This window comes from Pontimicrobium sp. MEBiC06410 (assembly GCF_053601615.1).
Genome location: NZ_JBSHNT010000155.1, coordinates 1 through 22,390, shown reverse-complemented (window position 1 = coordinate 22,390; position 22,390 = coordinate 1). Strand labels below are relative to the sequence as shown.

Below are 22,390 nucleotides of genomic sequence, written 5' to 3'. Positions count from 1 at the left end.
ACAATTATGAAAAATTTTATTTTAGCTATTGCAGCTATCTTTTTTGGAATACATGCGCTTTCTGCTCAGGACATTAATAAATCATGGCAGTTTGAAAATATTCAAAATGAAATAGGAAACACTTTATTTTCAGTTAGCGAAAACGATATTTTAGAATTAAAAAATGGAGAGTTTAACTATTCGCTAGAAGCCAAAGATAATTTAAAAGCATCAGGAGATTATATTTTTCAAAATAATCTGTTAGTATTTTATTACAATACACCAAACGATACTATTCGTAGATATAAAATCACAGAATTTACAGACTCTACTTTAGTCTTTAAAGAAAAGAATATTAAGTATTCTTTTTCTACTCCAAAAGACATAAATACAGAAGAAGCAGTTCTTGTATCTACTACAGAAAATAATGCAATTATACCTAGTCAAGGCTTTTCATTTAATAGTTTATGGAGAGGTATTATAGGGATGCTTTCTTTAATTTTTATAGCCTTTTTGTTTAGTAGTAACAGAAAAGGTATTAATTGGAAAACTGTCGGTATTGGTTTAGCATTTCAATTAATAATTGCTATTGGTGTTTTAAAAGTAGGATTTATTCAAAAAGTATTTGAATTTATAGGCCAAAAATTCATTGATTTATTAGAATATACTAGAGCAGGTAGTATTTTCCTTTTTGGAGATATTATGGATGTTAGTTCCTACGGATTTATATTTGCATTTCAAGTATTACCAACTATTTTATTTTTCTCTGCCTTAACATCTGTTTTATTTTACTTAGGTATAATACAAAAAATAGTAAAAGCGATGGCTTGGTTACTATCTAAAGTTTTAGGAATTTCTGGAGCAGAAAGTTTAAGTGTAGCTGGAAATATATTTTTAGGACAAACAGAAGCACCACTACTTATTAAAGCTTATTTAGAAAAAATGAATAAGTCTGAAATTCTTCTAGTTATGATTGGCGGAATGGCAACAGTAGCCGGAGCCGTTTTAGCAGCATACATAGGTTTTCTAGGAGGAGATGACCCTATATTAAGATTACAATTCGCAAAACACTTATTAGCAGCTTCAGTAATGGCAGCACCAGGTGCAATTGTTATTTCAAAAATATTATACCCACAAACTGAGAAAATCGATACCGACGTTACAGTTTCTCAAGAAAAAATTGGCTCAAATATATTAGATGCTATTGCTAACGGAACAACAGAAGGTTTAAGATTAGCTGTAAACGTGGGTGCAATGTTACTTGTGTTTGTTGCATTTATAGCCATGGTTAATGGTATTTTAGGCTGGGTTGGTAATGTCTCTACACTAAATACTTGGGTTGCTGCAAACACACCATATCAAAGCTTATCTCTAGAATTAATTCTTGGTTATGTTTTTGCACCTTTAATGTGGTTAATGGGTGTAGCAAAAGAAGACATGGCTTTAATGGGCCAATTATTAGGTATAAAATTAGCAGCTAGTGAATTTATAGGATACATACAATTAGCAGAACTTAAAAATATAGCAAGCGCAACGCATCTTACTTATAACAAATCTATAATTATGGCAACCTATATGCTTTGCGGATTTGCAAACTTTGCATCTATAGGAATACAAATTGGAGGTATTGGGTCGTTAGCACCAGGGCAACGAAAAGTATTATCTAAATTTGGATTAAAAGCTTTAATAGGCGGAACAATAGCATCACTTATCTCTGCAACAATTGCAGGAATGATTATTGGCTAAACAAAAGATATACAGTAAAGGTTAACTTAGTTAATAACTTTTAATATTATAAAGGATTGAGTTTATTAAATTCAATCCTTATTTTTTTATTTTTAACCCTGAAAAATAAGCGTTTAATTTAATGAGACTCCCATACCATGGGAAGTGTTTATGAAGCAGTATCACGATTTAGTAAAACACGTTTTAGAAAACGGAAACGAAAAAGGAGATAGAACAGGAACAGGAACAAAAAGTGTATTTGGACACCAAATGCGATTTGACCTTAGTAAAGGTTTTCCTATGGTAACAACAAAAAAGTTACATTTAAAATCTATTATTTACGAACTCCTTTGGTTTATAAAAGGGGATACAAATATTAATTACCTTACTGAAAATGGTGTGAAAATATGGAACAGTTGGGCCGATGAAAATGGAGACTTAGGCCCTGTTTACGGACACCAATGGCGTAACTGGAATAGCGATGACATAGATCAGCTTAAAGATGTTATTGAAACACTTAAAACAAATCCAAATAGCAGACGCATGTTAGTCTCTGCATGGAATCCTTCGGTATTACCAGATACTTCAAAATCATTTAGCGAGAATGTAGCTAATGGTAAGGCTGCCTTACCACCATGCCATGCTTTTTTTCAGTTTTATGTAGCAGATGGTAAATTATCATGTCAGTTATACCAACGTAGTGCAGACATTTTTTTAGGCGTTCCATTTAATATTGCATCTTACGCCTTATTAACGATGATGATGGCACAAGTTTGCGGTTACGAAGCAGGAGATTTTATACACACTTTTGGAGATGCACACATATACAGTAATCATTTTGAACAATTAGAACTGCAATTATCTCGCGAACCACGTCCATTACCAACAATGAAAATTAACCCAGAAGTAAAAGATATCTTAGATTTTAAATTTGAAGATTTTACGCTAGAAAATTATAATCCACATCCACATATTAAAGGTGCAGTAGCAGTTTAAGCTTTTGTACTTTTACAAATAATTAAAAGGCTTTTCTTTTACTACAAAAGAAAGGCCTTTTCAATACATAGCTCCCCCTATTTAAACTATATAGTATACCATTTATGAAGTTATTATTATCCTCTATCTTGTACTTATTAAGCTTAACAGCTTTTACTCAAGAACAATCTCCAGAAGACAACAAACCTATTGAAACGCAAGAACTAAATACAAACGATACTGAAGAAAAAACTTTAGAGGAAATTGAACGTGTTCCCTTATTTAAAGGTTGTGACGAAAGATTGGATAACGACGGGTTAAAAAAATGCATGAATGAGAATATTAAGTTTATTGTCTCTAAAAACTTTAATATCGATATCGCTAAGGATCTAGGTTTAAAACCAGGCAAAGCTAAAATCTCCTGTTTTTTTAAAATAGATACTAATGGAGAAATTACAGCTATAAAAATACGTGGACCACACCCTAAATTAGAAGCAGAAGCCATTCGTGTTTTAAAATTAATTCCGAAGTTAAAAAAACCAGGTATGCAAAAAGGGAAAGCCGTTATTGTACCATATTACCTACCTATTCAATTTATGGTTGAAAAGCAGAGTAAAAGTAACAAAAAAAATAGCATTGAAATAACTACAAAACCAGACACCTACCCTGTCTATAAAGGTTGCGAAGATGAACTTACTAATGCAGATATTAAGAAATGTACAACACAAAAAATAAATAACTTTGTACAACTTAGCTTCGATGGCGAATTAGCAAGCAAAGTGTTACCGCAAGCTAAAACGACTAAGTTTCAAGTTAATTTTATAATTAATAAAAAAGGAAAGGTTGAAAAAATTACAGCGAAAGCTTACAATAAAGAAATAGCCAAAGAAGCTATAAAGGTTTTAAAACGACTTCCTAAATTAAAGAAACCTGCATATAAAGATGGAAAACCTGTTAATGTTCCTATGGGAATACTAATGACTATTTATTTTTGATTTCTAATTATTGCTTTATTTTTAAAAACATTAAATTTACATTATATATATAATTTATGTTCGGGAAGAAAAAAGTAAAACCACAAATAGATCAAGAGCAATTAGAACTCATTCAAAATGCACAACGTCGTATTAAGCAAAAAAAACGCTTATACGTTCATTTTGTTATTTTTTTAATTGGAGCACTCTTTTTAGTTCTCGCAAATACGCTTTTAGGTATTGGAGACACTGTAACATTCTTTGGTACAGAATGGTTTGTATTTGCCATACTTCTCTGGTTGTTTTTTCTTTTATATCATATTTTTAATGTTTTTATTACTCATAAATTCATGGGGAAAGATTGGGAAAAAGCACAATTAGATAAATTAGTAGCAAAACAAAAAGTACGCATAGAGAAGCTAAAAACACAATTAAAAAAAGAGGATATTCATATTGCAAAGACAGAAGTCTACAATAACGAACTAAACACAAAAATGCAGAACGTTACCATAATCGTAGCAGCAGCTGAAAATAATGCTATTGGTAAAGACAATAAACTTATTTGGCATTTAAAAGACGACCTTAAACGCTTTAAAGCCTTAACATCTGGACACCATATTATTATGGGCCGTAAAACATTTGAAAGTTTCCCCAAACCTTTACCAAATAGAACACACGTAGTTATTACTAGACAAAGTGATTACAAAGTACCTGAAGGTGTTATTACTGTTGACTCTTTGGAAGCTGCATTAAAAGTTGCTAAAAATGATGAAAGGCCATATATTATTGGTGGTGGGGAAATATATAAACAAGCTATGTCTATAGCAGACTCTATAGAGTTAACTCGTGTACATGAAAGTTTTGAAGCCGATACTTTTTTTCCAGAGATCGATGAAAATATTTGGGAGGAAATTGCAAATACTTTCCATACAAAAGACAAAGATCACAAACATGTCTTTTCTTTTTTAACTTACAAAAGAAGATAAGATTCTATACTAATGGTTAATTACAAAAACAAATTAACAACATCAGATACTAACACACCAGCGTTTACTGAAAATGATTTTCCGTTAGATTGGTCAATGACTAGAAACGAACGTTATGGTTTTATTCATGTTTTACAACATGTAAAACCTAAAATTTCAATAGAAATTGGCACATATAATGGCGGAAGTTTACAAGTAATAAGTAAATATTCTGAAAAAGTTTATGCTATAGATACCGACTCTACAATAGTAGAACGTTTAGGTTCAAAATTCTCTAATGTTGAATTTTTAATAGGAGACTCTAAAATACTAGTCCCCAAATTAATACAAGATTTACAAGCTAAAGGAGACTCTATAGAGTTTGCTTTAATAGATGGAGACCATAGTACTGAAGGTGTTGCCACAGATATTAAAAATTTATTAAACTATAAACCATTAAAGAGTTTACATATTTTATTACACGATAGTTTTAACCCTAGATGTAGAAAAGGAATGAAATTATACAATTACAATGAGAATAAACATGTACATTATGTTGAATTAGATTTTATTTCAGGTGTATTTGCACCAGATAATTTAAATAGACAAATGTGGGGAGGTTTAGCATTGATTATTATGTTAGCCAAAAAACGTTCTGCTCAGCTTCAAGTACACCAAAGTCAATTAAAATTATATAATATAGCCTACAAACACTCTATACATTTTATAAAAAACTCATTGTCTTTTTTAAAACCAGTTGTTCGTTTATTTAGAAAGTAAAACGACTAGAAAAACTACGCTAAAGTATAATAATATAAACCGCCTAATTTTCCCTAATTTTGTGCTATGGTAAAAGAGATTCAACTTCGTATTACACTAAAAGACGAAGAACGTAGCGATATATTATTAATTAAGGCAGCATATCATTTAGATATTCCTAAAGAAGCTATTACAGGAATAAAAGTATTACGTAAATCTATAGATGCACGTAAACCTAAAATTATACTTAACTACAAGGTTGCTGTATATATAAAAGAAGCTTTACCAAAACAATCCGAATACCAATTTGATTATAAAGATGTTTCTAAAGCCAAACCAATACATATTGTAGGTTTTGGCCCAGCAGGTATGTATGCGGCATTACGCTGCATAGAATTAGGATATAAACCTATTGTTTTAGAACGTGGAAAAAATGTACAAGACCGCCGTAGAGATTTAAAAGCAATAAACCAAGATCATTTTGTAAACGAAGATTCCAATTACTGTTTTGGAGAAGGTGGAGCAGGAACGTATAGCGACGGAAAATTATACACTCGCAGTTTAAAACGTGGTGACGTTCGTAGAATTTTCGAAAACCTTGTATACCACGGAGCCACTGAGCAAATTTTAATAGATGCGCATCCACACATTGGAACGAACAAACTTCCTAAAATCATTCAGAATATCCGTGAAAATATTATAAAATATGGTGGCGAAGTTCATTTTGAGACGCGCGTTGTAGATTTTAATATAAAAGATAATTCTATAAAATCTATGATTCTTCAAAATGGAAATGAGTTAGATACAGAACGTGTTATACTAGCTACAGGCCATTCTGCAAGAGATATTTTCTATTTATTAAAAAATAAAGAAATTGCTATAAAATCTAAGTCGTTTGCTATGGGGGTTCGTGTAGAACATCCACAACATATTATAGATTCTATACAATACCATTGTTCTGGAGCGCGCCATGAGTTATTACCCGCAGCAGCATATAGTTTGGTACAACAAGTAAACGAGCGTGGTGTGTATTCTTTCTGTATGTGTCCTGGTGGTTTTATTGTACCAGCAGCTACAGCCAATGGAGAAGTTGTTGTAAACGGCATGTCTCCTTCTCGAAGAAATAACAAATTTGCAAATTCGGGAATTGTAGTAGAAATTAATGCAGAAAAAGATTTAAAAAAATATGAGCAATTTGGCGAATTAAAAGGTTTAGAGTTCCAAAAAGATTTAGAGCGTTTAGCATTTACCGCTGGAGGTAGAAGTCAAGTAGCGCCAGCCCAGAGATTAACCGATTTTGTAGAAGGCAGACTGTCTAACGATTTAAACGAAACATCTTACCAATCTGGCTTAAAATCTGCGCCAATGCATTCGTTACTACCTAAATTAATTGGTGGGCGATTACGAAAAGGATTCGCCGCTTTTGGTAAAAAAATGAAAGGCTATTACACAGAAGAAGCTAACATAATAGGTGTAGAATCTAGAACCTCTTCTCCTGTAAATATTCCAAGAACGGACACTTTAGAGCACCCACAAATTTCAAATTTATTCCCTTGCGGAGAAGGTGGCGGTTATGCAGGTGGCATTATTTCGGCTGCTATGGATGGCGAACGTTGTGCAGAAGCGGCTATTAAAGGGATCTAACATTCATCTACCTTAAAGACTTTCAGTAATATAATCTTTAGTCTATAAAAATATTATTCCTATTTTTGCAGCACTAAATTAAAAATTAATGAACGCATATATATTTCCAGGCCAAGGTGCTCAATTCTCAGGAATGGGCTTAGACTTATACGAGAATTCTCCAGAAGCTCAACATTTATTTGAAGACGCTAATGAAATTTTAGGATTTCACATCACAGATATCATGTTTGAAGGTTCTGCTGAGGCCTTAAAAGAAACTAAGGTAACACAACCTGCAATATTTTTACACTCTGTAATATTAGCAAAAACGCTAGGAAACTCTTTTAAACCAGATATGGTTGCTGGACACTCTCTAGGGGAATTTTCTGCATTAGTTGCTAATGGAGCTTTAACCTTTGAGGATGGTTTAAAATTAGTATCGCAACGTGCTTTAGCTATGCAAAAAGCATGCGAAATGCAACCTAGTACTATGGCTGCCGTTTTAGGTTTAGATGATGATATCGTAGAAAAAGTATGTGCTACTACAGATGGTATTGTTGTTGCTGCAAACTATAATTGCCCAGGGCAGTTAGTCATTTCGGGAGAAATAGAAGCTATTAATGCTGCTTGCGAAACATTAAAAGCAGAAGGTGCTCGTCGTGCATTAGTATTACCAGTTGGTGGCGCTTTCCATTCACCAATGATGGAACCAGCAAGAGAAGAATTAGCGGCTGCTATTGAAAACACTACGTTTAGCAAACCAAATTGCCCAATTTATCAAAATGTAACGGCAAATGCTATTATAGATGAATCTGAAATTAAAGCTAATTTAATCTCTCAATTAACTGCTCCTGTACGCTGGACACAATCTGTACAACAAATGATAGCTGATGGCGCTAACTCGTTTACCGAAGTTGGTCCTGGTAAAGTATTACAAGGTTTAGTAAGAAAAATAAATAGAGAAGCGCAAACAGCTTCAGCAACGTTTCAAAGTAATTCTTAATGAGTTCTAGATCACTTTTTATAAGTTTCCTTATTATTTTAAATATTGTACTAGATCAAGTGTCTAAAATTTGGGTTAGAGCAGATGTTGTTGCTGGAAGCAGAACAGAGCTTTTAGGACAATATTTATCGTTACATAATGTAGAAAACGATGGTGCTTTTCTAGGTTTAGGAGGAGACTTTAGCCCTGTATTAAAAATAATATTGCTTAATGTTTTACCTATTGTAGTTTTAGGTTTTGTACTCATTCACCTTTTTAGAAATAAAGCTTTAGATAGAGCTTCTGTTATAGGCTTTGCTTGTATTGTAGGTGGTGGTGTTGCCAATGTATACGATAGAATACTCTATGGCTCTGTCACCGATTTTTTACATATAGATTTAGGTGGTGTTTTTAGAACAGGAATTTTTAATCTTGCAGATGTTTCTGTAATGGTTGGAATGGGCTGCTTATTACTTTCTAGTTTTAAAAATAGAAAAAAGAAAACTCAAGTAACTGAATAATTACACAAGATTTAGACAACATATTATAATAAAAAACCTCGATTTAAAATCGAGGTTTTTTATTATTTCTATCTAGCTAAAATACAATCTTTACAGTCTTTAACTTCTCCGTAATACGTTTCTCTATACTTGTGAAGTGTTTTAATAGGCATGCCTAAAAATAGTTTTTTAACATACGTTACTTTTGCGTTTAGTCTACCCATTTTAGGAGCAAATCTGTTTTCTTGTTTGGTTTTTCTTTTAATTTTTATCAGTTTCATAATATCTATTGCATTAGCTACAAAGAAAGCAAGATAAATAACTAATGCCAAAAACTAAACGTTAAGCTATTGTTAATCAATATTTTGAATGTGATTATAACAATACAATTGTGTTATTGTTACATATTTACTAATGATAAGGGTTAAAAATTATGAGACAGCTAATTTAATTTTTATAAATTTTTCCTTCTTTCATGACAAAAACGACAGTTTCCATTGTTTTTATATTTTTTAATGGATTATCATCTGTGGCAACAATATCTGCAATAAACCCTACTTTTAGTTGACCTATTTCGTTTTCCATACCTAATAGTTTAGCGTTTGTTATTGTTGCACTTTGTATTGTTTCTATTGCTGGCATCCCAGCTTCCATCATGTAACCAAATTCTTTACCATTATTGCCATGTTTAAAAACACCTGCATCTGTACCAAAAGCTATTCCCACTCCTTTTTTATAAGCTTTTCCAAAAGTTCCTTGAATTTTTGGTCCTACTGCTAATGCTTTAGGAACTATAATGTCTGGGTAAAACCCTTTAATTTTTGCCTTCTCCTCTACTTCTTTCCCTGCTGTTATGGTTGGCACTAAATAAGCATCATGTTTTTTCATTAGCTCCATGGTTTCATTACTCATATAAGTACCATGTTCTATTGTTTTTACACCTCCTAAAATAGCACGTTGCATGCCTTCGTCTCCATGTGCATGCGCAGCAACATGCATTCCGTAGTCTTTTGCTGTTTCGCAAATAGCTTTTATTTCTTCTAGGGTAAATTGTGGGTTACTTCCACTTTTTGCAACACTTAAAACTCCTCCTGTTGCTGTTATCTTTATACAATCTGCTCCATTTTTATAGCGTTGTCGCACAGCTTTTTTGGCATCTTCTACACTATTAACCACGCCTTCTTTTGGCCCAGGATCTCCTACCAAATCTTTTCTATTACCGTTTGTTGGGTCTGCATGACCTCCTGTTGTTGCTAGAGATTTTCCTGCTGTAAATATTCTGGGGCCTTCTACTTTTCCTGCATTAATAGCATCTCTTAAAGAGATATTAACACCACTGCCTCCTAAATCTCTTACTGTTGTAAAACCAGAATACAATGTTTCTTTTGCAAAAACGGTTGAGTTAAATGCAATATCTGCATCATCTAGTGTGTATTTTTCTAAATATTTTTTTGGATTACTTTCGCCTTCTAAATGTACATGCATATCTATAAGGCCAGGCATTACTGTTTTAGATTTTAAATCTACTATTATTGTACTAGCATCCTTTGGTTGTGTATAGCCTTTATTAATTGCTATAATTTTGTTACCAGAAACGACTATAGTTTTGTTATGCTCTATAGTTCCTTTTTCTGTGTTTATTAATGTCCCACAATACAGATAAGTATCTTGTGCATTAATGGTTATGCAAAGCAATAGTACTAATAGTAAAATAAAACGTTTCATAGGCTTATAGTTTTTGTTGCCAATTCCAGGCGGAACGCATGGCATCATCTAATGTAGATTTTGCTGTCCAACCTAAAACGGTATTAGCTTTAGTAGTATCGGCATAAGCAGTAATTACATCTCCTTTACGGCGCTCTACTATTTTATAGTTTAATTTTTTATTTGAAACACGCTCAAAAGAGTCTATAACTTCTAATACAGAACTTCCTGTTCCTGTTCCTAAGTTAAAAACTTCATAATTGGTTTCGTTTTTATCATGTAGCAAGCGTTGTAAAGCTACCACATGTGCTTTTGCCAAATCTACTACATGTATATAGTCTCTAATACAGGTACCATCTGGTGTAGGGTAATCGTTTCCAAAGACAGACAATTCTTTTCTAATACCGCGCCCAGTTTGTGTAATATAGGGTACCAAATTTTGTGGTACACCTATTGGTAGCTCTCCTATTTTTGCAGATTGATGCGCACCTATTGGATTAAAATAACGTAATGCTATGGCTTTAAAATCTGGATTAATTTTACAGACGTCTTCTATTATATTCTCGCCAATTTTTTTAGTATTCCCGTATGGTGATTCTGCTGGTTTTATTGGCGCATTTTCTGTTATAGGCATCTCATCTGCTTGGCCATATACAGTACATGATGAACTAAAAATAAAATTAGATTGTTCTATTTTTTTTAGTTCTTGTAATAGATACACTAATGTATTAATATTATTTTCGTAATACATTAAAGGGCTTTCTACGCTCTCGCCAACGGCCTTACTTGCAGCAAAATGAATAACACCTTTAATGTCTTGATGCGTTTTAAAAAAGTCTTGTACCTTTTCTTTTTCTTTTAAATCTAACTTAACAAAACTAGGGGCTTGTTCTGTGATAGCTGTAATATTTTCCAGAACTGTTATAGAGGCGTTTGAAAGGTTATCTATTATAATTACTTCGAATCCTGAGTTTTGAAGTTCCACAACTGTATGCGAACCTATAAAACCTAATCCTCCTGTTACTAATATTTTCATTATGCTCTAAAGCTAGATGTGTTTATTACTTATTTATGCGACAAACAATTTCTTAAATAGATAAATTTGTCTTGGTTTTGCGAGAGGGATGGTAACGGCATCCTTTTTAATCACTTTTTTTTGTGGTAAAACAAAAAAGTGATTAAAAAGATACAGTGGACAGCCTGACTTTTGCTTTTTCTGCAAAAGGCTCGCCCTAATTATTATCTATAAAATTAATGACCGTTTTAGTTATAAAGTCGATTTGCTCATCGTCTAATTCGGTATGCATTGGCAACGAAATCACTTCTTTTACTAATTGATTTGTTACTTTAAAATCTTCTTCTTTATAACGAGTATCTAAATAGGCTTTTTGTTTGTGTAAAGGAATTGGATAATATACACCACAAGGAATGCCTTGTTCGTTTAAGTGTTTTGCTAAGGCGTCTCTGTCTTTTCCTTTTATTTTTAATGTGTATTGATGAAATACGTGACAATTACAAGTATCGCAAATGCCTTCGCAGTTATTTACTTTTTTTGGGGTTATAATGTTCGTATGGTTAGCAAAAGCGGCATTGTATTTAACTGCTGCGCGTCTTCTTGCTTTATTATAACTATCTAAATGTGGTAGCTTTGCATCTAAAACTGCTGCCTGTATAGAGTCTAAGCGAGAGTTTACACCCACCACATCGTGATGGTAACGTATGTACATCCCATGATTTACAATACCTCTAATGATATGTGCTAAATCGTCGTCGTTTGTAAATATAGCGCCTCCGTCTCCGTAGCAACCTAAGTTTTTTGATGGAAAGAATGATGTTGATGCCACATGCCCTATTGTTCCAGACATAACCTCGTCTCCATTACTATACTTATATTTTGCACCTATACCTTGGGCATTATCTTCTATAACATACAGGTTATGTTCTTTTGCTATTGCCATTATAGCTTCCATATTAGCACATTGCCCAAATAAATGTACCGGCACAATGGCTTTTGTTTTTGGCGTTATTGCTTTTTTTATTGCGTCTACATCTATATTAAATGTTTCGGCATCTACATCTACTAACACAGGTGTTAGGTTTAGCAAGGCTATAACTTCTACTGTTGCTGCAAAGGTAAAATCGGCAGTAATAACCTCGTCTCCTGGTTTTAATCCTAATCCCATCATTGCTATTTGCAATGCATCTGTACCATTGGCACATGGAATAACATGTTTTACTCCTAAATAATCTTCTAGATTCTTTTGAAATTGATGAACCTTTGGTCCATTTACAAATGCTGTAGTTTCTAAAACTTCTTGTATAGACTCGTTTACAACATCTTTTATACCTGTATACTGACCTTTAAGGTCAACCATTTGAATTTTTTTCATACTATGCGAAATTACAAAATTCATTATTGTTAAACAATGAATTATGTATTTTAGCACAAACGTTTTTAAATTTGAACACACTCTACACTTTTGGGATTTATTTGACTGGTTTTATACTAAAAATCATTTCTTTTTTTAATACAAAAATTAAGCTAGGTATTATAGGGCGTTCTAACACGTTTAAAGTTTTAGAAGCTGGGCTTTCTAAAACCGATAAAACATTATGGTTTCATTGCGCATCTCTTGGAGAATACGAACAAGGTTTACCTGTTTTTAAAGCTTTAAGGCAAGAGTACCCCGATTATAAAATTGTGTTATCTTTTTTCTCTCCTTCTGGTTACCTAATACGTAAAAACTCGCCTATTGCAGATATTGTTATTTACTTGCCACTAGATACACCTACTAACGCAAAGCGTTATTTAAATCTAGTAAACCCAGAATTAACCGTGTTTGTAAAGTATGATATTTGGCCAAACTTTTTAAAAGAATTAAAGCATAGAACATTAAAGGCTATTTTAATTTCGGCAACTTTTAGAGCCAACCAATCGTTTTTTAAATGGTACGGCAAACAAACACGTGAGGCCTTATTTGCTTTTCATCATATTTTTACTCAAAATGAAAATTCTAAATTACTTTTAGAACGTATAAACTACACTTCTACTACGGTATCTGGCGACACTCGTTTTGATAGAGTTACTAGCCAATTACAACAAAATAACACTATAGATTTTATTAATAATTTTAAACAAGATCATTTATGTGTTGTTATTGGTAGTTCTTGGCCTGAAGATGAAAAGTTATTAATTAATTACATTAATACTGAAGCTCAATCAAATACTAAGTTTATTATTGCGCCTCATAATATTAAAGCAAATCAAATTAATCATTTAAATGATAGTATTAATAAGCCTTGTATTCTATTTACGGAAAAGGAGGGTAAAGATTTAAGCAAGTATCAAGTTTTTATTTTAGATACCATTGGTTTACTTAGTAAAGTGTATAATTATGCAGATATTGCATACGTTGGCGGCGCTATGGGCAATACAGGGTTACACAATACTTTAGAAGCAGCCGTTTTTGGGGTTCCTATAATTATTGGTGCTAATCATAAAAAGTTTCCTGAGGCTCAAGACATGATAAATAATAATGGCATGCTCTCTATTACTAACCAAGAGGAACTTAATAAAGCTTTAACTTCATTTATTAATGATACCGAAAAGCGCATACTTTATGGTAAACAAAACCAGCTTTATATTGAAAAAAATAAAGGTGCCGTGATCCAAATTCTTAATTTTTTACGTATTTAAGCTGTAATATTTGTCTTTTACCGACAATATGTTAAAAACTGTTAAAAAAAAGAGCTGTTTTTAATTTACAAAATGTTAAATTTACCGCTCATTAAAAACTTAAACCAATGAAAAAATTATTATTAAGTGCTGCTTTATTATTAGCACTAAGTGTATCATTCACTTCTTGTAGAGACGTAAAAGAAAACACAGATTCTGCTGGAGATGCGATAGAAAACGCTGCTGAATCTGCTGGAGACGCTGTTGAGGACGCTGTTGAAGCTACTGGAGAAGCAGTAGATAACGCTGCTGAAGCTACAGAAAATGCTGTAGATGCTGCAACCGATGCTGCTGGTGACGCAATAGACGCTACTAAAGAAGCTGCTGACAAAGCTGTTGATGCTGTAGAAGATGCTGCTAAAGATGTTAAAGATTCTGCTGTTGATGCTGCAGATAAAGCGGCTGAGAAAGCTGACAAAGCTGTTGACGATGCTAAGAAAAAAATAGACGGTTTAAAAAAGGAATAGTTTTTTACTCTCTATAATTATAGAAAAGCCTTTGTTAACGCAAAGGCTTTTTTGTCTCTATACAACAACGTTAATTCTTCTGTTTAAATTTTTAGCAATAATGTTATTTGTAGTTTTAATATTATACGTATTTTTGCATCCATATAATATAAAGAGGAAGGATTTGACTGATTGCAACCTCTAGTTTCTAAGGTATTAAGAAACAGTTTCGAATAGCGTTCGAGATTAAAAAATGCTAAAGGCAGTGTAAACTTCCTTCGACGTTTTCGTCAAATCCTCTGACTAAAATAATTTTAAAAGAATGGCATATTTATTCACCTCAGAAAGTGTTTCTGAAGGACACCCAGATAAAGTAGCAGATCAAATTAGTGATGCTTTAATTGATAACTTTTTAGCGTTCGATGCGAACTCTAAAGTCGCTTGCGAAACGTTAGTTACTACTGGACAAGTTGTATTGGCCGGGGAGGTTAAATCGCAAACCTATTTAGATGTACAAAAAATTGCTAGAGATACTATAAACAAAATTGGCTACACTAAAAGCGAATACATGTTTGATGGTAATTCTTGTGGTGTTTTTAGCGCTATCCACGAACAATCGGACGATATAAACCGTGGTGTTGATAGAGAAACTAAAGAAGAACAAGGGGCTGGAGATCAAGGTATGATGTTTGGTTATGCGACTAAAGAAACAGAAAACTACATGCCTTTGGCTTTAGATTTGTCGCATAATATACTTATTGAGCTTGCAGAGTTACGTAGAGAAAACAAAGATATTACTTATTTAAGGCCAGATTCTAAAAGTCAAGTAACTATAGAATATAGCGATGATAATGTACCACAACGTATTGAAGCAATAGTAGTCTCTACACAGCATGACGATTTTGATACAGATGAAGCTATGCTTTCTAAAATTAGAAAAGACATTGTAGAAATTTTAATTCCTCGTGTTGTTGCTAAATTACCCGAGCATTTAAAGGCGTTATTTAACGACGATATTAAATACCACATAAACCCTACAGGAAAGTTTGTTATTGGTGGGCCTCATGGCGATACTGGATTAACTGGACGTAAAATTATTGTAGATACTTATGGTGGTAAAGGAGCACATGGTGGTGGCGCTTTTTCTGGAAAAGATCCTAGTAAGGTAGATAGAAGTGCGGCTTATGCTACACGCCATGTTGCTAAAAACTTAGTGGCTGCTGGTGTTTGTGACGAAATTTTAGTACAGGTATCTTATGCTATTGGTGTTGTAGAGCCTATGGGAATTTTTGTAGATACTTATGGTACTTGTCCGTTTAATATGACCGATGGTGAGATTGCTGAGAAAATTGCTAAAATTTTCGATATGCGTCCTGCTGCTATAGAGTCGCGTTTAAAACTGCGTAGTCCTATGTATAGCGAAACTGCTGCTTATGGGCACATGGGAAGACAAAACGAAACGGTTTCTAAAACGTTTACACAACCTAATGGCGCTCCTAAAACTATGGACGTAGAGTTATTTACATGGGAAAAATTAGATTACGTTGATAAGGTTAAAGCCGAATTTGGTTTATAAACCTTCTTATAATTATACATTTTTAAAAAGACCTTTCATTTAGAAAGGTCTTTTTTTACTCACTATTTATAATTTAATAAAACTCTCTTTTTTTGTGTATATAAGTAGTTTTACATCTTCATAACCTGTTAATTTAAAATTACAGATTAACTATTCACCTTTCCTAAAGCCAGAAATAACACATAAACTATGTATTATTATAAGTACTATATAATAGCTCTTAATTATTTTTTTCTTTAAAACATACTTATATACATTTTTGTTTAAACTTCTAATTATTTACAAATTATAAGCGCTTACCCCTTATAATATCTATAATTATTTATAACTTGCGTATATACACTAGTTACCTGCAAGCTGAAAAGCCTACGCACAGTCAAGCACATTTCATTTTTTTTCGTGCCTCAAAAAATAAAAAGAGCTTGCCTTTTTCCAACACCATCTGATGAAAATTTCTTTACTAGATTCGAATTAATTTGACTATATTTTTTTTCAAAAAGATTAACTTTGTAGGTTAATAAATTCGTATTTTACGAAAAACGAGAAAAGACCATAGAAAACATTAATGAACGGACAAAAAACAATAGATTTAATTGGCTTAAACAAAGCCTTTTCTACTACTTCGAAAGGCAAGAAGCTGTCCGAAAGTAAATCTATTGTCTTGAACCAAGCAAAGGAATTTGGCATAGATGCAGTTTATTTTAATACCGATGAAAACGACAATAGCTTTCCTGCTATATTTTTAAAAAAAATAAACTCATTCGATACAGATTCATTAAAAGAAATTGTAAACACTCACAAAAAAGCTTGGAACTTCAAAAAAGTACTATTTCTATACGTTTACTCTGAAACAGAAATTCGTATTTATAACTGTTCTGAAAAACCTATTATCATCACTAAAGATGATTTTGATTATGATAAAGAACTACAGAACATTGAAATAAAGTCTTATAAATTTTCTGACAAAGAACAAATTCAAGAGCTTAATCAACTTTTTTCAACTATTGCAATTGATACAGGAATTATCTGGACTTTAGAAGAAGCTCAGTTTATTAGAAATAAAATAAACTTACAACGCAGAGTAGATAAGTATTTAGTAGATAGTTTAGTTAACACAGCTAAACAATTGGAACAACAAGGACTTGAAATTAATTTTATTCATAAAATTATTCTTCGTTCTTTGTTTCTGTTATATTTAGAAGATAGAGAGGCTACAGATGAGAAATTTTATTCCAAAATTAAAAAGGGAGCAAAATCCTATTTTGACATTCTGAATGATGTAAACTCAACTTATGATTTATTCGATAAATTAGAAGAACATTTTAATGGTAACGTTTTTACTTTAGAAGATGGAGAAAACATATCTATCAATCAACTTCAATTGATTAAAAAATGTTTTACTAATGGTTATGATAACACACCGCAAAAAAATCTATTTGAGGATTGGAGACTATTTGATTTTAGCATCATACAAATAGAATTGTTAAGTGAAATCTATGAAAACTTTTTATTTAAAACTGACCCTGAATTAAAGAAAAAAACAGGAACATATTACACACCACCTTCTTTAGTTGAATTTATTTTAAATGAGAAACTACCAGTTAATAAAGCAGAAACTAATTATAATATAAAGATTTTAGACCCTTCGTGTGGCTCTGGAATTTTTTTAGTAGAAAGCTTTAAACGATTAGTAAAGCGTTATGAGAATTCTCATAATGAAAAACTAACCGATTTTAATAAATTAAAAAAACTACTTATTGATAATATTTTTGGAATTGAATTACATCCACAAGCGATTAAAGTTGCTGCTTTTAGTTTATACTTAGCTTTAGTTGATAATCTTAATCCAAAAAATATATGGCAAAATAAAAATCATAGCTTACCAAATCTCATTAATAATCCAAAAGATAAATCATTAAAAGTACAAGGTAGAAATTTATTTTGTAGAGATACTGTAGAGACAAACGAAGAAATAGAAAACATAGAGTTTAATCTAGTAGTCGGAAATCCACCGTTTGGAACTAAAGGTTTGCTTGAATCTGTAAAAAACTATTGCAAAAAATTTGATTTTGCTCAAGAAATGGTTTTACCATTTTTACATAAATCCACAAAGTTCTCACCGAAAGGAGAAATAGCACTAATATTCAACACTAAAGTTTTAACTAATCGAGGAGGAACTTATCAGAATTTCAGGAAATGGCTATTTAATGATTGTTATGTAGAAAAAGTATATAATTTTTCGATACTTCGTAATGCAAAGAAAAATTTTGGTGGTCAATTATTTGGAGATGCAACTGGACCTATAAGCATTGTATTTTATCAAAAAGAGCAACCTATCAATCCTTCTGATAAAATCGCTTATTATGCGCCTAAAACCTACATCAAGTCAAATATTATTGAAGGCCTAAATATAGATTTTTCAGATTTAAAATATTTACCAAGAGAGGAATGTCAAAAACCCGACACTAAAATTTGGAAAATCACAATGTGGGGAGGAATGAATGATTGGGAATTAGTAAAACGGTTAAATCGAGATAACCCATTAATCAAGGATTTTCTTGAAAAAGAAAATATTAGTTATGGCGTAGGATTTCAAACGAGCAGTCCTAGAAATAAACCCAATACTGAAATAAAAAAACTTCCTATTCATTTTCCAAGAAATATAGTAAAATACTATACACCTAAACCTGATAAAAGAATTAATTTAGATGCATTTCACAGATTAGGAAAAACCGAAGCATATCAAAAAGAACATATTCTATTAAACGAAGGCGTAAAAGTTCATAATGGCAATTTAACATTACTAGCTTCTTTTGTTGATTATAAAAGTGCTTATTCTAAAGGGATTGTTGGTATTTATTCAAAGGATGACGATATTGATTTATTAAAATTGTTAACTGTCTATTTAAATTCTGACTTCATACGCTACTTTTCTTTTTTAACAACATCTAGTTGGGGAATAGAAAGAGATGTCGTTAAACATAAAGAATTATTCGAAGCCCCTTTTTTAATAGATAAATTAAATAAAAAAAGCAGAAATCAGATAGTAAAACTATTTGATAATAAGCTTTACGACAAAGAATTTTATTTAGTTAACAGAACAATTGAAGACGAATTAAATAATATTATTTTAAGTGATTTATCAGAGTATGACCGATTTACTATTCAACATTTACTAAATAATATTGATTTATTCCATAAACAGGAAAAATCAAAAGCATTATTTCCCGCACGTCAAGAGCAAGTAAAAATGTTTAGCACATTAATTTCTAATGAATTAAATAATTTTCTTGAGGGTCAAAATTTATTTGCAAATACGACAATTTTTAATTCTATCAATAGATTTAGTCCTTTAATGATGATTAAAATTTCTTTTAATGAAAAGAAAAACAAAACTTTTCAATCAAATGAATTTATTGATGAGGAATTAAAAAAACTCGATAAACACTTATGGGAAGAAAAAGCCACCAATATCTTTTTTAGAAAAAAACTTAACTATAAAACAGGGAATGATATTTATATTATTAGACCAAATCAACAAAGATTTTGGTCGCAATCGATGGCATTAGAAGATGCTTCAGAATTAATTCTTGAAATTTTAAACGAGAATTAATTATGGCATTAAATACGATTATTCAAGAAAAATTCAGGAATGCATTTGAATTTAAATGTTTCAGTCTAATTATAGAGTCTTATTATTTTTCGTTAAATGAGAAAATTATAAAATTAAATATGGACGAGAATGATATCTCACAAGTATTATTTGAAAAATTAGACAGTAACCCTAAAAGACTTGAGTTTAGCATATTTGCAACCAGAGAAGAACATTTATCAAAAGATGTAGAGAAAAAGAAAGGTTTTGCAGATAAACTACCACGTGTAGATTTGAAAATGTCTAGTATAACTTCGAGACTAGAATTTAAATACTTTTTTGAAGCTAAACGATTAAAAGAAAATGATGCTCGACTTAAGAGAAGCTACATAAATGATGGAATGGACAGGTTTACTTCTAAGAAATATCCTTCTGGCTGTATGTTAGGCTACTTACTTCAAGGTAGTGTAAATGGAACTGTAAAGGGTATTAATAAATTGTTAATTAAAGATAAACGAAATACTCAAACTCTGAATTCAAAAAAGAATGATTTACATAAAGAATATTTTGAATCTGAACATACTGAAATTGGAGTTTTAAAACATTTGATATTCGACTTTACCAATATGTCTAATTAGGAATATAGCCAACGCTGAAAGCCATACACATTTGCAATTCGCACCAGCCAACACACAAACCCAAAATTGCAAAAGAGTATGTCTTTGCCAACGCTAGCCAGTTTGCGGAATAAAAGCCAGCAGGTAACAACGTGTATAAAACATAGCTATTAAAGGCTTTTCGAGAGGTTTGTGTATATTTACAAAGTACGCCAAATTTTTAATTTGGTTATATTTAGAAAAGAAAATTAAACATAAAAATTAAAAATTCGGCTCGTGTATAATCCGAAAAATCAGCGTTTATTTATACGCTACGTTTCATACACAAGACCGTTGTAAAACATTTAAGAAAACACCGATAATCATTGAATAAAGAGGAAAAAGAAATAGAATTTTTAGTCAAGCAAATCCGAACTCAATTACATAAACTCGAATCCGCTTTTTTTGAAGTTTATGTTTTACCAGGAGAATTTGATTTTGAACCACCACCACCTGGAGTTTCGCATATAGATTATGAGGAAGAGGATAAAAAAACTTGGCTTTTTTATGGAACTCGAAAATTATATTATAAAATATGTCTTTTTCTTGAATACAAAAAAGTCCCGAGATATTATCAAATGTTCACGGAACGATTTGGTAAAATCATTGATAACGAAACAGAAGTACGCAAAGACCGAGGTCCACTTTATATGGATGACGAACCTTCAATGATAATCCACGATGAATTCCGTGAATTTTTATCGGCTTTTCGTGAATTTGATTATGAAGCACCGAAAGACTTTGAGGTAAACAAACTAAAATTGATTTTAGAAAATACTACATCAATAATTGCAAGAACGAAAACAAAAATCTCAAATGAGGCATCGATTTATAAACCAGTAAAATGGATTACTGAAATAGTTTATCCTTCAACGAGAAGTTTAAAAAAGGCAAGGTTCATTCATAAATTTAAAACTTATAACCCAGATATATTAGTTCCAGAATTAAGCACCGCAGTTGAATATAAGTTTATTCGTTCAGGACATAATATTGAGGATTATTTAGACGAAATAAAGACTGATGCCGATAATTATGTTGGAGACCCAATCTATAAGTTTTTCTTTGCTGTAGTATACTTCGAAAATAAAGCTGATTTAATTCCACAAGCTTTTAAAGAAGCGGTAATGGAAAAACAGTTTCCAAATAATTGGTCAATTATGGCAATGTAGAAAAACGTTTTACAACAAAGAACTGAGTTAAAAAACAAGCAATTTTAAGCTAATCTTGAAACAAAGTTTTCATCATAAGGTAATCCACTTTTTGCAATAGCAAAAGCTTGTTTTAATAACTTATTTGCTACTGCTATTAATGCTAGTTTTTTACTCTTGCCTTTAGCAACTATTCTGTCAAATAATGCTTTGCAAGCTTTGTTATATTTATAAGCTAAAAACGCTGCTAAAGACACTAAATTTCTAAGTTTTTTATTTCCTACTTTACTAATACGACTTCGTCCTCTAACACTACTTCCTGACTCTCTAATTGTTGGTGTTACACCTACATAACTACAAAGCTGTGAAGCCGTTTCAAACTTCTTAAAACCATCGGTTACAACTATTAGAAACAATGCTATTTTTATTCCTATTCCTGGAATAGTTTGTAATAATGTTAATTGATGTGGTTGGTCTTGTTTTACTAATTCTAACAATCTATCTTCTAATAATTTTATCTCTTTTTTTAAGTGATATAAATTTCTTTTTAAAGAACGATAAACTGTTTTTTGATGGAATACCTAAAATATTTTCACCATATAGTTTATTTTTCGTTGCTGTGCTCTTTTTTACATAACTATCCAGTAATCTAAACAACTGTAAACATTCTGCCTGAATATCTGTTGAGGCATTATAAAGTGGCACTTCGTTTATTGTACCATACTCACAAATTGCTTTTGCATCACTCTTATCGGTTTTTACTTTTGCTAATTTCATCTGGATAAATCGCTTAACACTTAAAGGATTTACAACCGAAACTACAACTCCATTTTTATATAAAAATTGAGCCAAGCGATAATGATAATAACCAGTAGCTTCCATAACTACTAATGCCTTTTTTGGTAAACCTTTTAAAAGTTGTTTAAAACCAGATTCATCATTTTTTAATTCAACATGACCTTTAGATTTACTGTAAATATCAAATACAGATTTACTAATGTCAATACCATAAATTTTTCTATCTTTAATCATAAGAACTGAATTTTGGAA

Annotated in this window: 18 protein-coding genes and 1 pseudogene; 14 read left to right on the top strand and 5 right to left on the bottom strand. The window is 31.6% G+C overall.

Going from position 1 to position 22,390, the window contains the following annotated elements:
- Positions 1 to 6: 6 nt before the first annotated feature.
- The 8 genes from ACVC08_RS11165 to lspA all read left to right on the top strand — a co-directional run bounded on the left by ACVC08_RS11165 (position 7) and on the right by lspA (position 8,503).
- Positions 7 to 1,725 (top strand): nucleoside transporter C-terminal domain-containing protein, encoded by a 1,719-nt coding sequence (locus ACVC08_RS11165; RefSeq protein WP_452602086.1) that lies wholly within the window; start codon positions 7 to 9, stop codon positions 1,723 to 1,725.
- Between the two features lie 150 nt (positions 1,726 to 1,875).
- Positions 1,876 to 2,700: a thymidylate synthase gene (locus ACVC08_RS11160; RefSeq protein ID WP_452596878.1), complete on the top strand. Its 825-nt coding sequence runs from the start codon at positions 1,876 to 1,878 to the stop codon at positions 2,698 to 2,700.
- Between the two features lie 104 nt (positions 2,701 to 2,804).
- A complete protein-coding gene (locus tag ACVC08_RS11155; protein WP_452602085.1) occupies positions 2,805 to 3,674 on the top strand; it encodes an energy transducer TonB in 870 nt (289 codons plus the stop codon).
- A gap of 56 nt (positions 3,675 to 3,730) precedes the next feature.
- A complete protein-coding gene (locus tag ACVC08_RS11150; RefSeq protein ID WP_452596876.1) occupies positions 3,731 to 4,639 on the top strand; it encodes a dihydrofolate reductase in 909 nt (302 codons plus the stop codon).
- A 12-nt stretch (positions 4,640 to 4,651) separates the two neighbouring features.
- Positions 4,652 to 5,398 carry a class I SAM-dependent methyltransferase gene (locus tag ACVC08_RS11145; RefSeq protein WP_452602084.1) on the top strand — a complete coding sequence of 249 codons (747 nt, stop codon included), beginning with the start codon at positions 4,652 to 4,654 and terminating at the stop codon, positions 5,396 to 5,398.
- Positions 5,399 to 5,464: 66 nt separating this feature from the next.
- Complete coding sequence (locus ACVC08_RS11140) at positions 5,465 to 7,021, top strand: NAD(P)/FAD-dependent oxidoreductase (RefSeq protein ID WP_452602083.1); 1,557 nt, start codon at positions 5,465 to 5,467, stop codon at positions 7,019 to 7,021.
- An 88-nt stretch (positions 7,022 to 7,109) separates the two neighbouring features.
- Positions 7,110 to 8,003, top strand: coding sequence for an ACP S-malonyltransferase (gene fabD / locus ACVC08_RS11135; RefSeq protein WP_452596873.1), 894 nt, complete (start codon positions 7,110 to 7,112; stop codon positions 8,001 to 8,003).
- Positions 8,003 to 8,503, top strand: coding sequence for a signal peptidase II (gene lspA / locus ACVC08_RS11130; RefSeq protein ID WP_452596872.1), 501 nt, complete (start codon positions 8,003 to 8,005; stop codon positions 8,501 to 8,503). The genes fabD and lspA overlap by 1 nt, the downstream gene beginning before the upstream one ends.
- Before the next feature lie 68 nt (positions 8,504 to 8,571).
- Here lspA and ACVC08_RS11125 read toward each other — a convergent pair whose 3' ends face one another.
- The 4 genes from ACVC08_RS11125 to ACVC08_RS11110 form a co-directional block, all read right to left on the bottom strand.
- Positions 8,572 to 8,763, bottom strand: a complete 192-nt coding sequence (locus ACVC08_RS11125) for a hypothetical protein (protein WP_452596871.1) — start codon at positions 8,761 to 8,763, stop codon at positions 8,572 to 8,574.
- 166 nt (positions 8,764 to 8,929) lie between these two features.
- A complete protein-coding gene (locus ACVC08_RS11120; protein ID WP_452602082.1) occupies positions 8,930 to 10,207 on the bottom strand; it encodes an amidohydrolase family protein in 1,278 nt (425 codons plus the stop codon).
- 4 nt (positions 10,208 to 10,211) lie between these two features.
- Positions 10,212 to 11,222 carry a UDP-glucose 4-epimerase GalE gene (galE, locus tag ACVC08_RS11115; RefSeq protein WP_452602081.1) on the bottom strand — a complete coding sequence of 337 codons (1,011 nt, stop codon included), beginning with the start codon at positions 11,220 to 11,222 and terminating at the stop codon, positions 10,212 to 10,214.
- A gap of 196 nt (positions 11,223 to 11,418) precedes the next feature.
- Positions 11,419 to 12,576: a DegT/DnrJ/EryC1/StrS family aminotransferase gene (locus ACVC08_RS11110; protein WP_452602080.1), complete on the bottom strand. Its 1,158-nt coding sequence runs from the start codon at positions 12,574 to 12,576 to the stop codon at positions 11,419 to 11,421.
- Positions 12,577 to 12,647: 71 nt separating this feature from the next.
- Between ACVC08_RS11110 and ACVC08_RS11105 the strand changes: the two genes are divergently transcribed.
- The 6 genes from ACVC08_RS11105 to ACVC08_RS11080 all read left to right on the top strand — a co-directional run bounded on the left by ACVC08_RS11105 (position 12,648) and on the right by ACVC08_RS11080 (position 21,361).
- Positions 12,648 to 13,883 (top strand): 3-deoxy-D-manno-octulosonic acid transferase, encoded by a 1,236-nt coding sequence (locus ACVC08_RS11105; RefSeq protein ID WP_452602079.1) that lies wholly within the window; start codon positions 12,648 to 12,650, stop codon positions 13,881 to 13,883.
- A gap of 107 nt (positions 13,884 to 13,990) precedes the next feature.
- The gene (locus ACVC08_RS11100) at positions 13,991 to 14,389 is read left to right on the top strand and encodes a hypothetical protein (RefSeq protein ID WP_452596866.1); all 399 of its coding nucleotides are present in this window, start codon (positions 13,991 to 13,993) and stop codon (positions 14,387 to 14,389) included.
- 301 nt (positions 14,390 to 14,690) lie between these two features.
- A complete protein-coding gene (metK, locus tag ACVC08_RS11095) occupies positions 14,691 to 15,944 on the top strand; it encodes a methionine adenosyltransferase (protein ID WP_452596865.1) in 1,254 nt (417 codons plus the stop codon).
- Between the two features lie 565 nt (positions 15,945 to 16,509).
- A complete protein-coding gene (locus ACVC08_RS11090; protein ID WP_452602078.1) occupies positions 16,510 to 19,557 on the top strand; it encodes an HsdM family class I SAM-dependent methyltransferase in 3,048 nt (1,015 codons plus the stop codon).
- A 2-nt stretch (positions 19,558 to 19,559) separates the two neighbouring features.
- A complete protein-coding gene (locus tag ACVC08_RS11085) occupies positions 19,560 to 20,174 on the top strand; it encodes a hypothetical protein (protein ID WP_452602077.1) in 615 nt (204 codons plus the stop codon).
- A gap of 344 nt (positions 20,175 to 20,518) precedes the next feature.
- A complete protein-coding gene (locus ACVC08_RS11080; RefSeq protein WP_452602076.1) occupies positions 20,519 to 21,361 on the top strand; it encodes a PD-(D/E)XK nuclease domain-containing protein in 843 nt (280 codons plus the stop codon).
- A 44-nt stretch (positions 21,362 to 21,405) separates the two neighbouring features.
- Here ACVC08_RS11080 and ACVC08_RS11075 read toward each other — a convergent pair.
- Positions 21,406 to 22,372: pseudogene (locus ACVC08_RS11075) on the bottom strand (IS110 family transposase).
- Positions 22,373 to 22,390: the final 18 nt, after the last annotated feature.

Excerpts from the sequence above, each read along its gene's own strand:
- ACVC08_RS11165 (WP_452602086.1), top strand. The coding sequence starts at position 7 with ATGAAAAATTTTATTTTAGCTATTGCAGCTATCTTTTTTGGAATACAT.
- ACVC08_RS11160 (WP_452596878.1), top strand. The coding sequence starts at position 1,876 with ATGAAGCAGTATCACGATTTAGTAAAACACGTTTTAGAAAACGGAAAC.
- ACVC08_RS11155 (WP_452602085.1), top strand. The coding sequence starts at position 2,805 with ATGAAGTTATTATTATCCTCTATCTTGTACTTATTAAGCTTAACAGCT.
- ACVC08_RS11150 (WP_452596876.1), top strand. The coding sequence starts at position 3,731 with ATGTTCGGGAAGAAAAAAGTAAAACCACAAATAGATCAAGAGCAATTA.
- ACVC08_RS11145 (WP_452602084.1), top strand. The coding sequence starts at position 4,652 with ATGGTTAATTACAAAAACAAATTAACAACATCAGATACTAACACACCA.
- ACVC08_RS11140 (WP_452602083.1), top strand. The coding sequence starts at position 5,465 with ATGGTAAAAGAGATTCAACTTCGTATTACACTAAAAGACGAAGAACGT.
- fabD (WP_452596873.1), top strand. The coding sequence starts at position 7,110 with ATGAACGCATATATATTTCCAGGCCAAGGTGCTCAATTCTCAGGAATG.
- lspA (WP_452596872.1), top strand. The coding sequence starts at position 8,003 with ATGAGTTCTAGATCACTTTTTATAAGTTTCCTTATTATTTTAAATATT.
- ACVC08_RS11125 (WP_452596871.1), bottom strand. The coding sequence starts at position 8,763 with ATGAAACTGATAAAAATTAAAAGAAAAACCAAACAAGAAAACAGATTT.
- ACVC08_RS11120 (WP_452602082.1), bottom strand. The coding sequence starts at position 10,207 with ATGAAACGTTTTATTTTACTATTAGTACTATTGCTTTGCATAACCATT.
- galE (WP_452602081.1), bottom strand. The coding sequence starts at position 11,222 with ATGAAAATATTAGTAACAGGAGGATTAGGTTTTATAGGTTCGCATACA.
- ACVC08_RS11110 (WP_452602080.1), bottom strand. The coding sequence starts at position 12,576 with ATGAAAAAAATTCAAATGGTTGACCTTAAAGGTCAGTATACAGGTATA.
- ACVC08_RS11100 (WP_452596866.1), top strand. The coding sequence starts at position 13,991 with ATGAAAAAATTATTATTAAGTGCTGCTTTATTATTAGCACTAAGTGTA.
- metK (WP_452596865.1), top strand. The coding sequence starts at position 14,691 with ATGGCATATTTATTCACCTCAGAAAGTGTTTCTGAAGGACACCCAGAT.
- ACVC08_RS11090 (WP_452602078.1), top strand. The coding sequence starts at position 16,510 with ATGAACGGACAAAAAACAATAGATTTAATTGGCTTAAACAAAGCCTTT.
- ACVC08_RS11085 (WP_452602077.1), top strand. The coding sequence starts at position 19,560 with ATGGCATTAAATACGATTATTCAAGAAAAATTCAGGAATGCATTTGAA.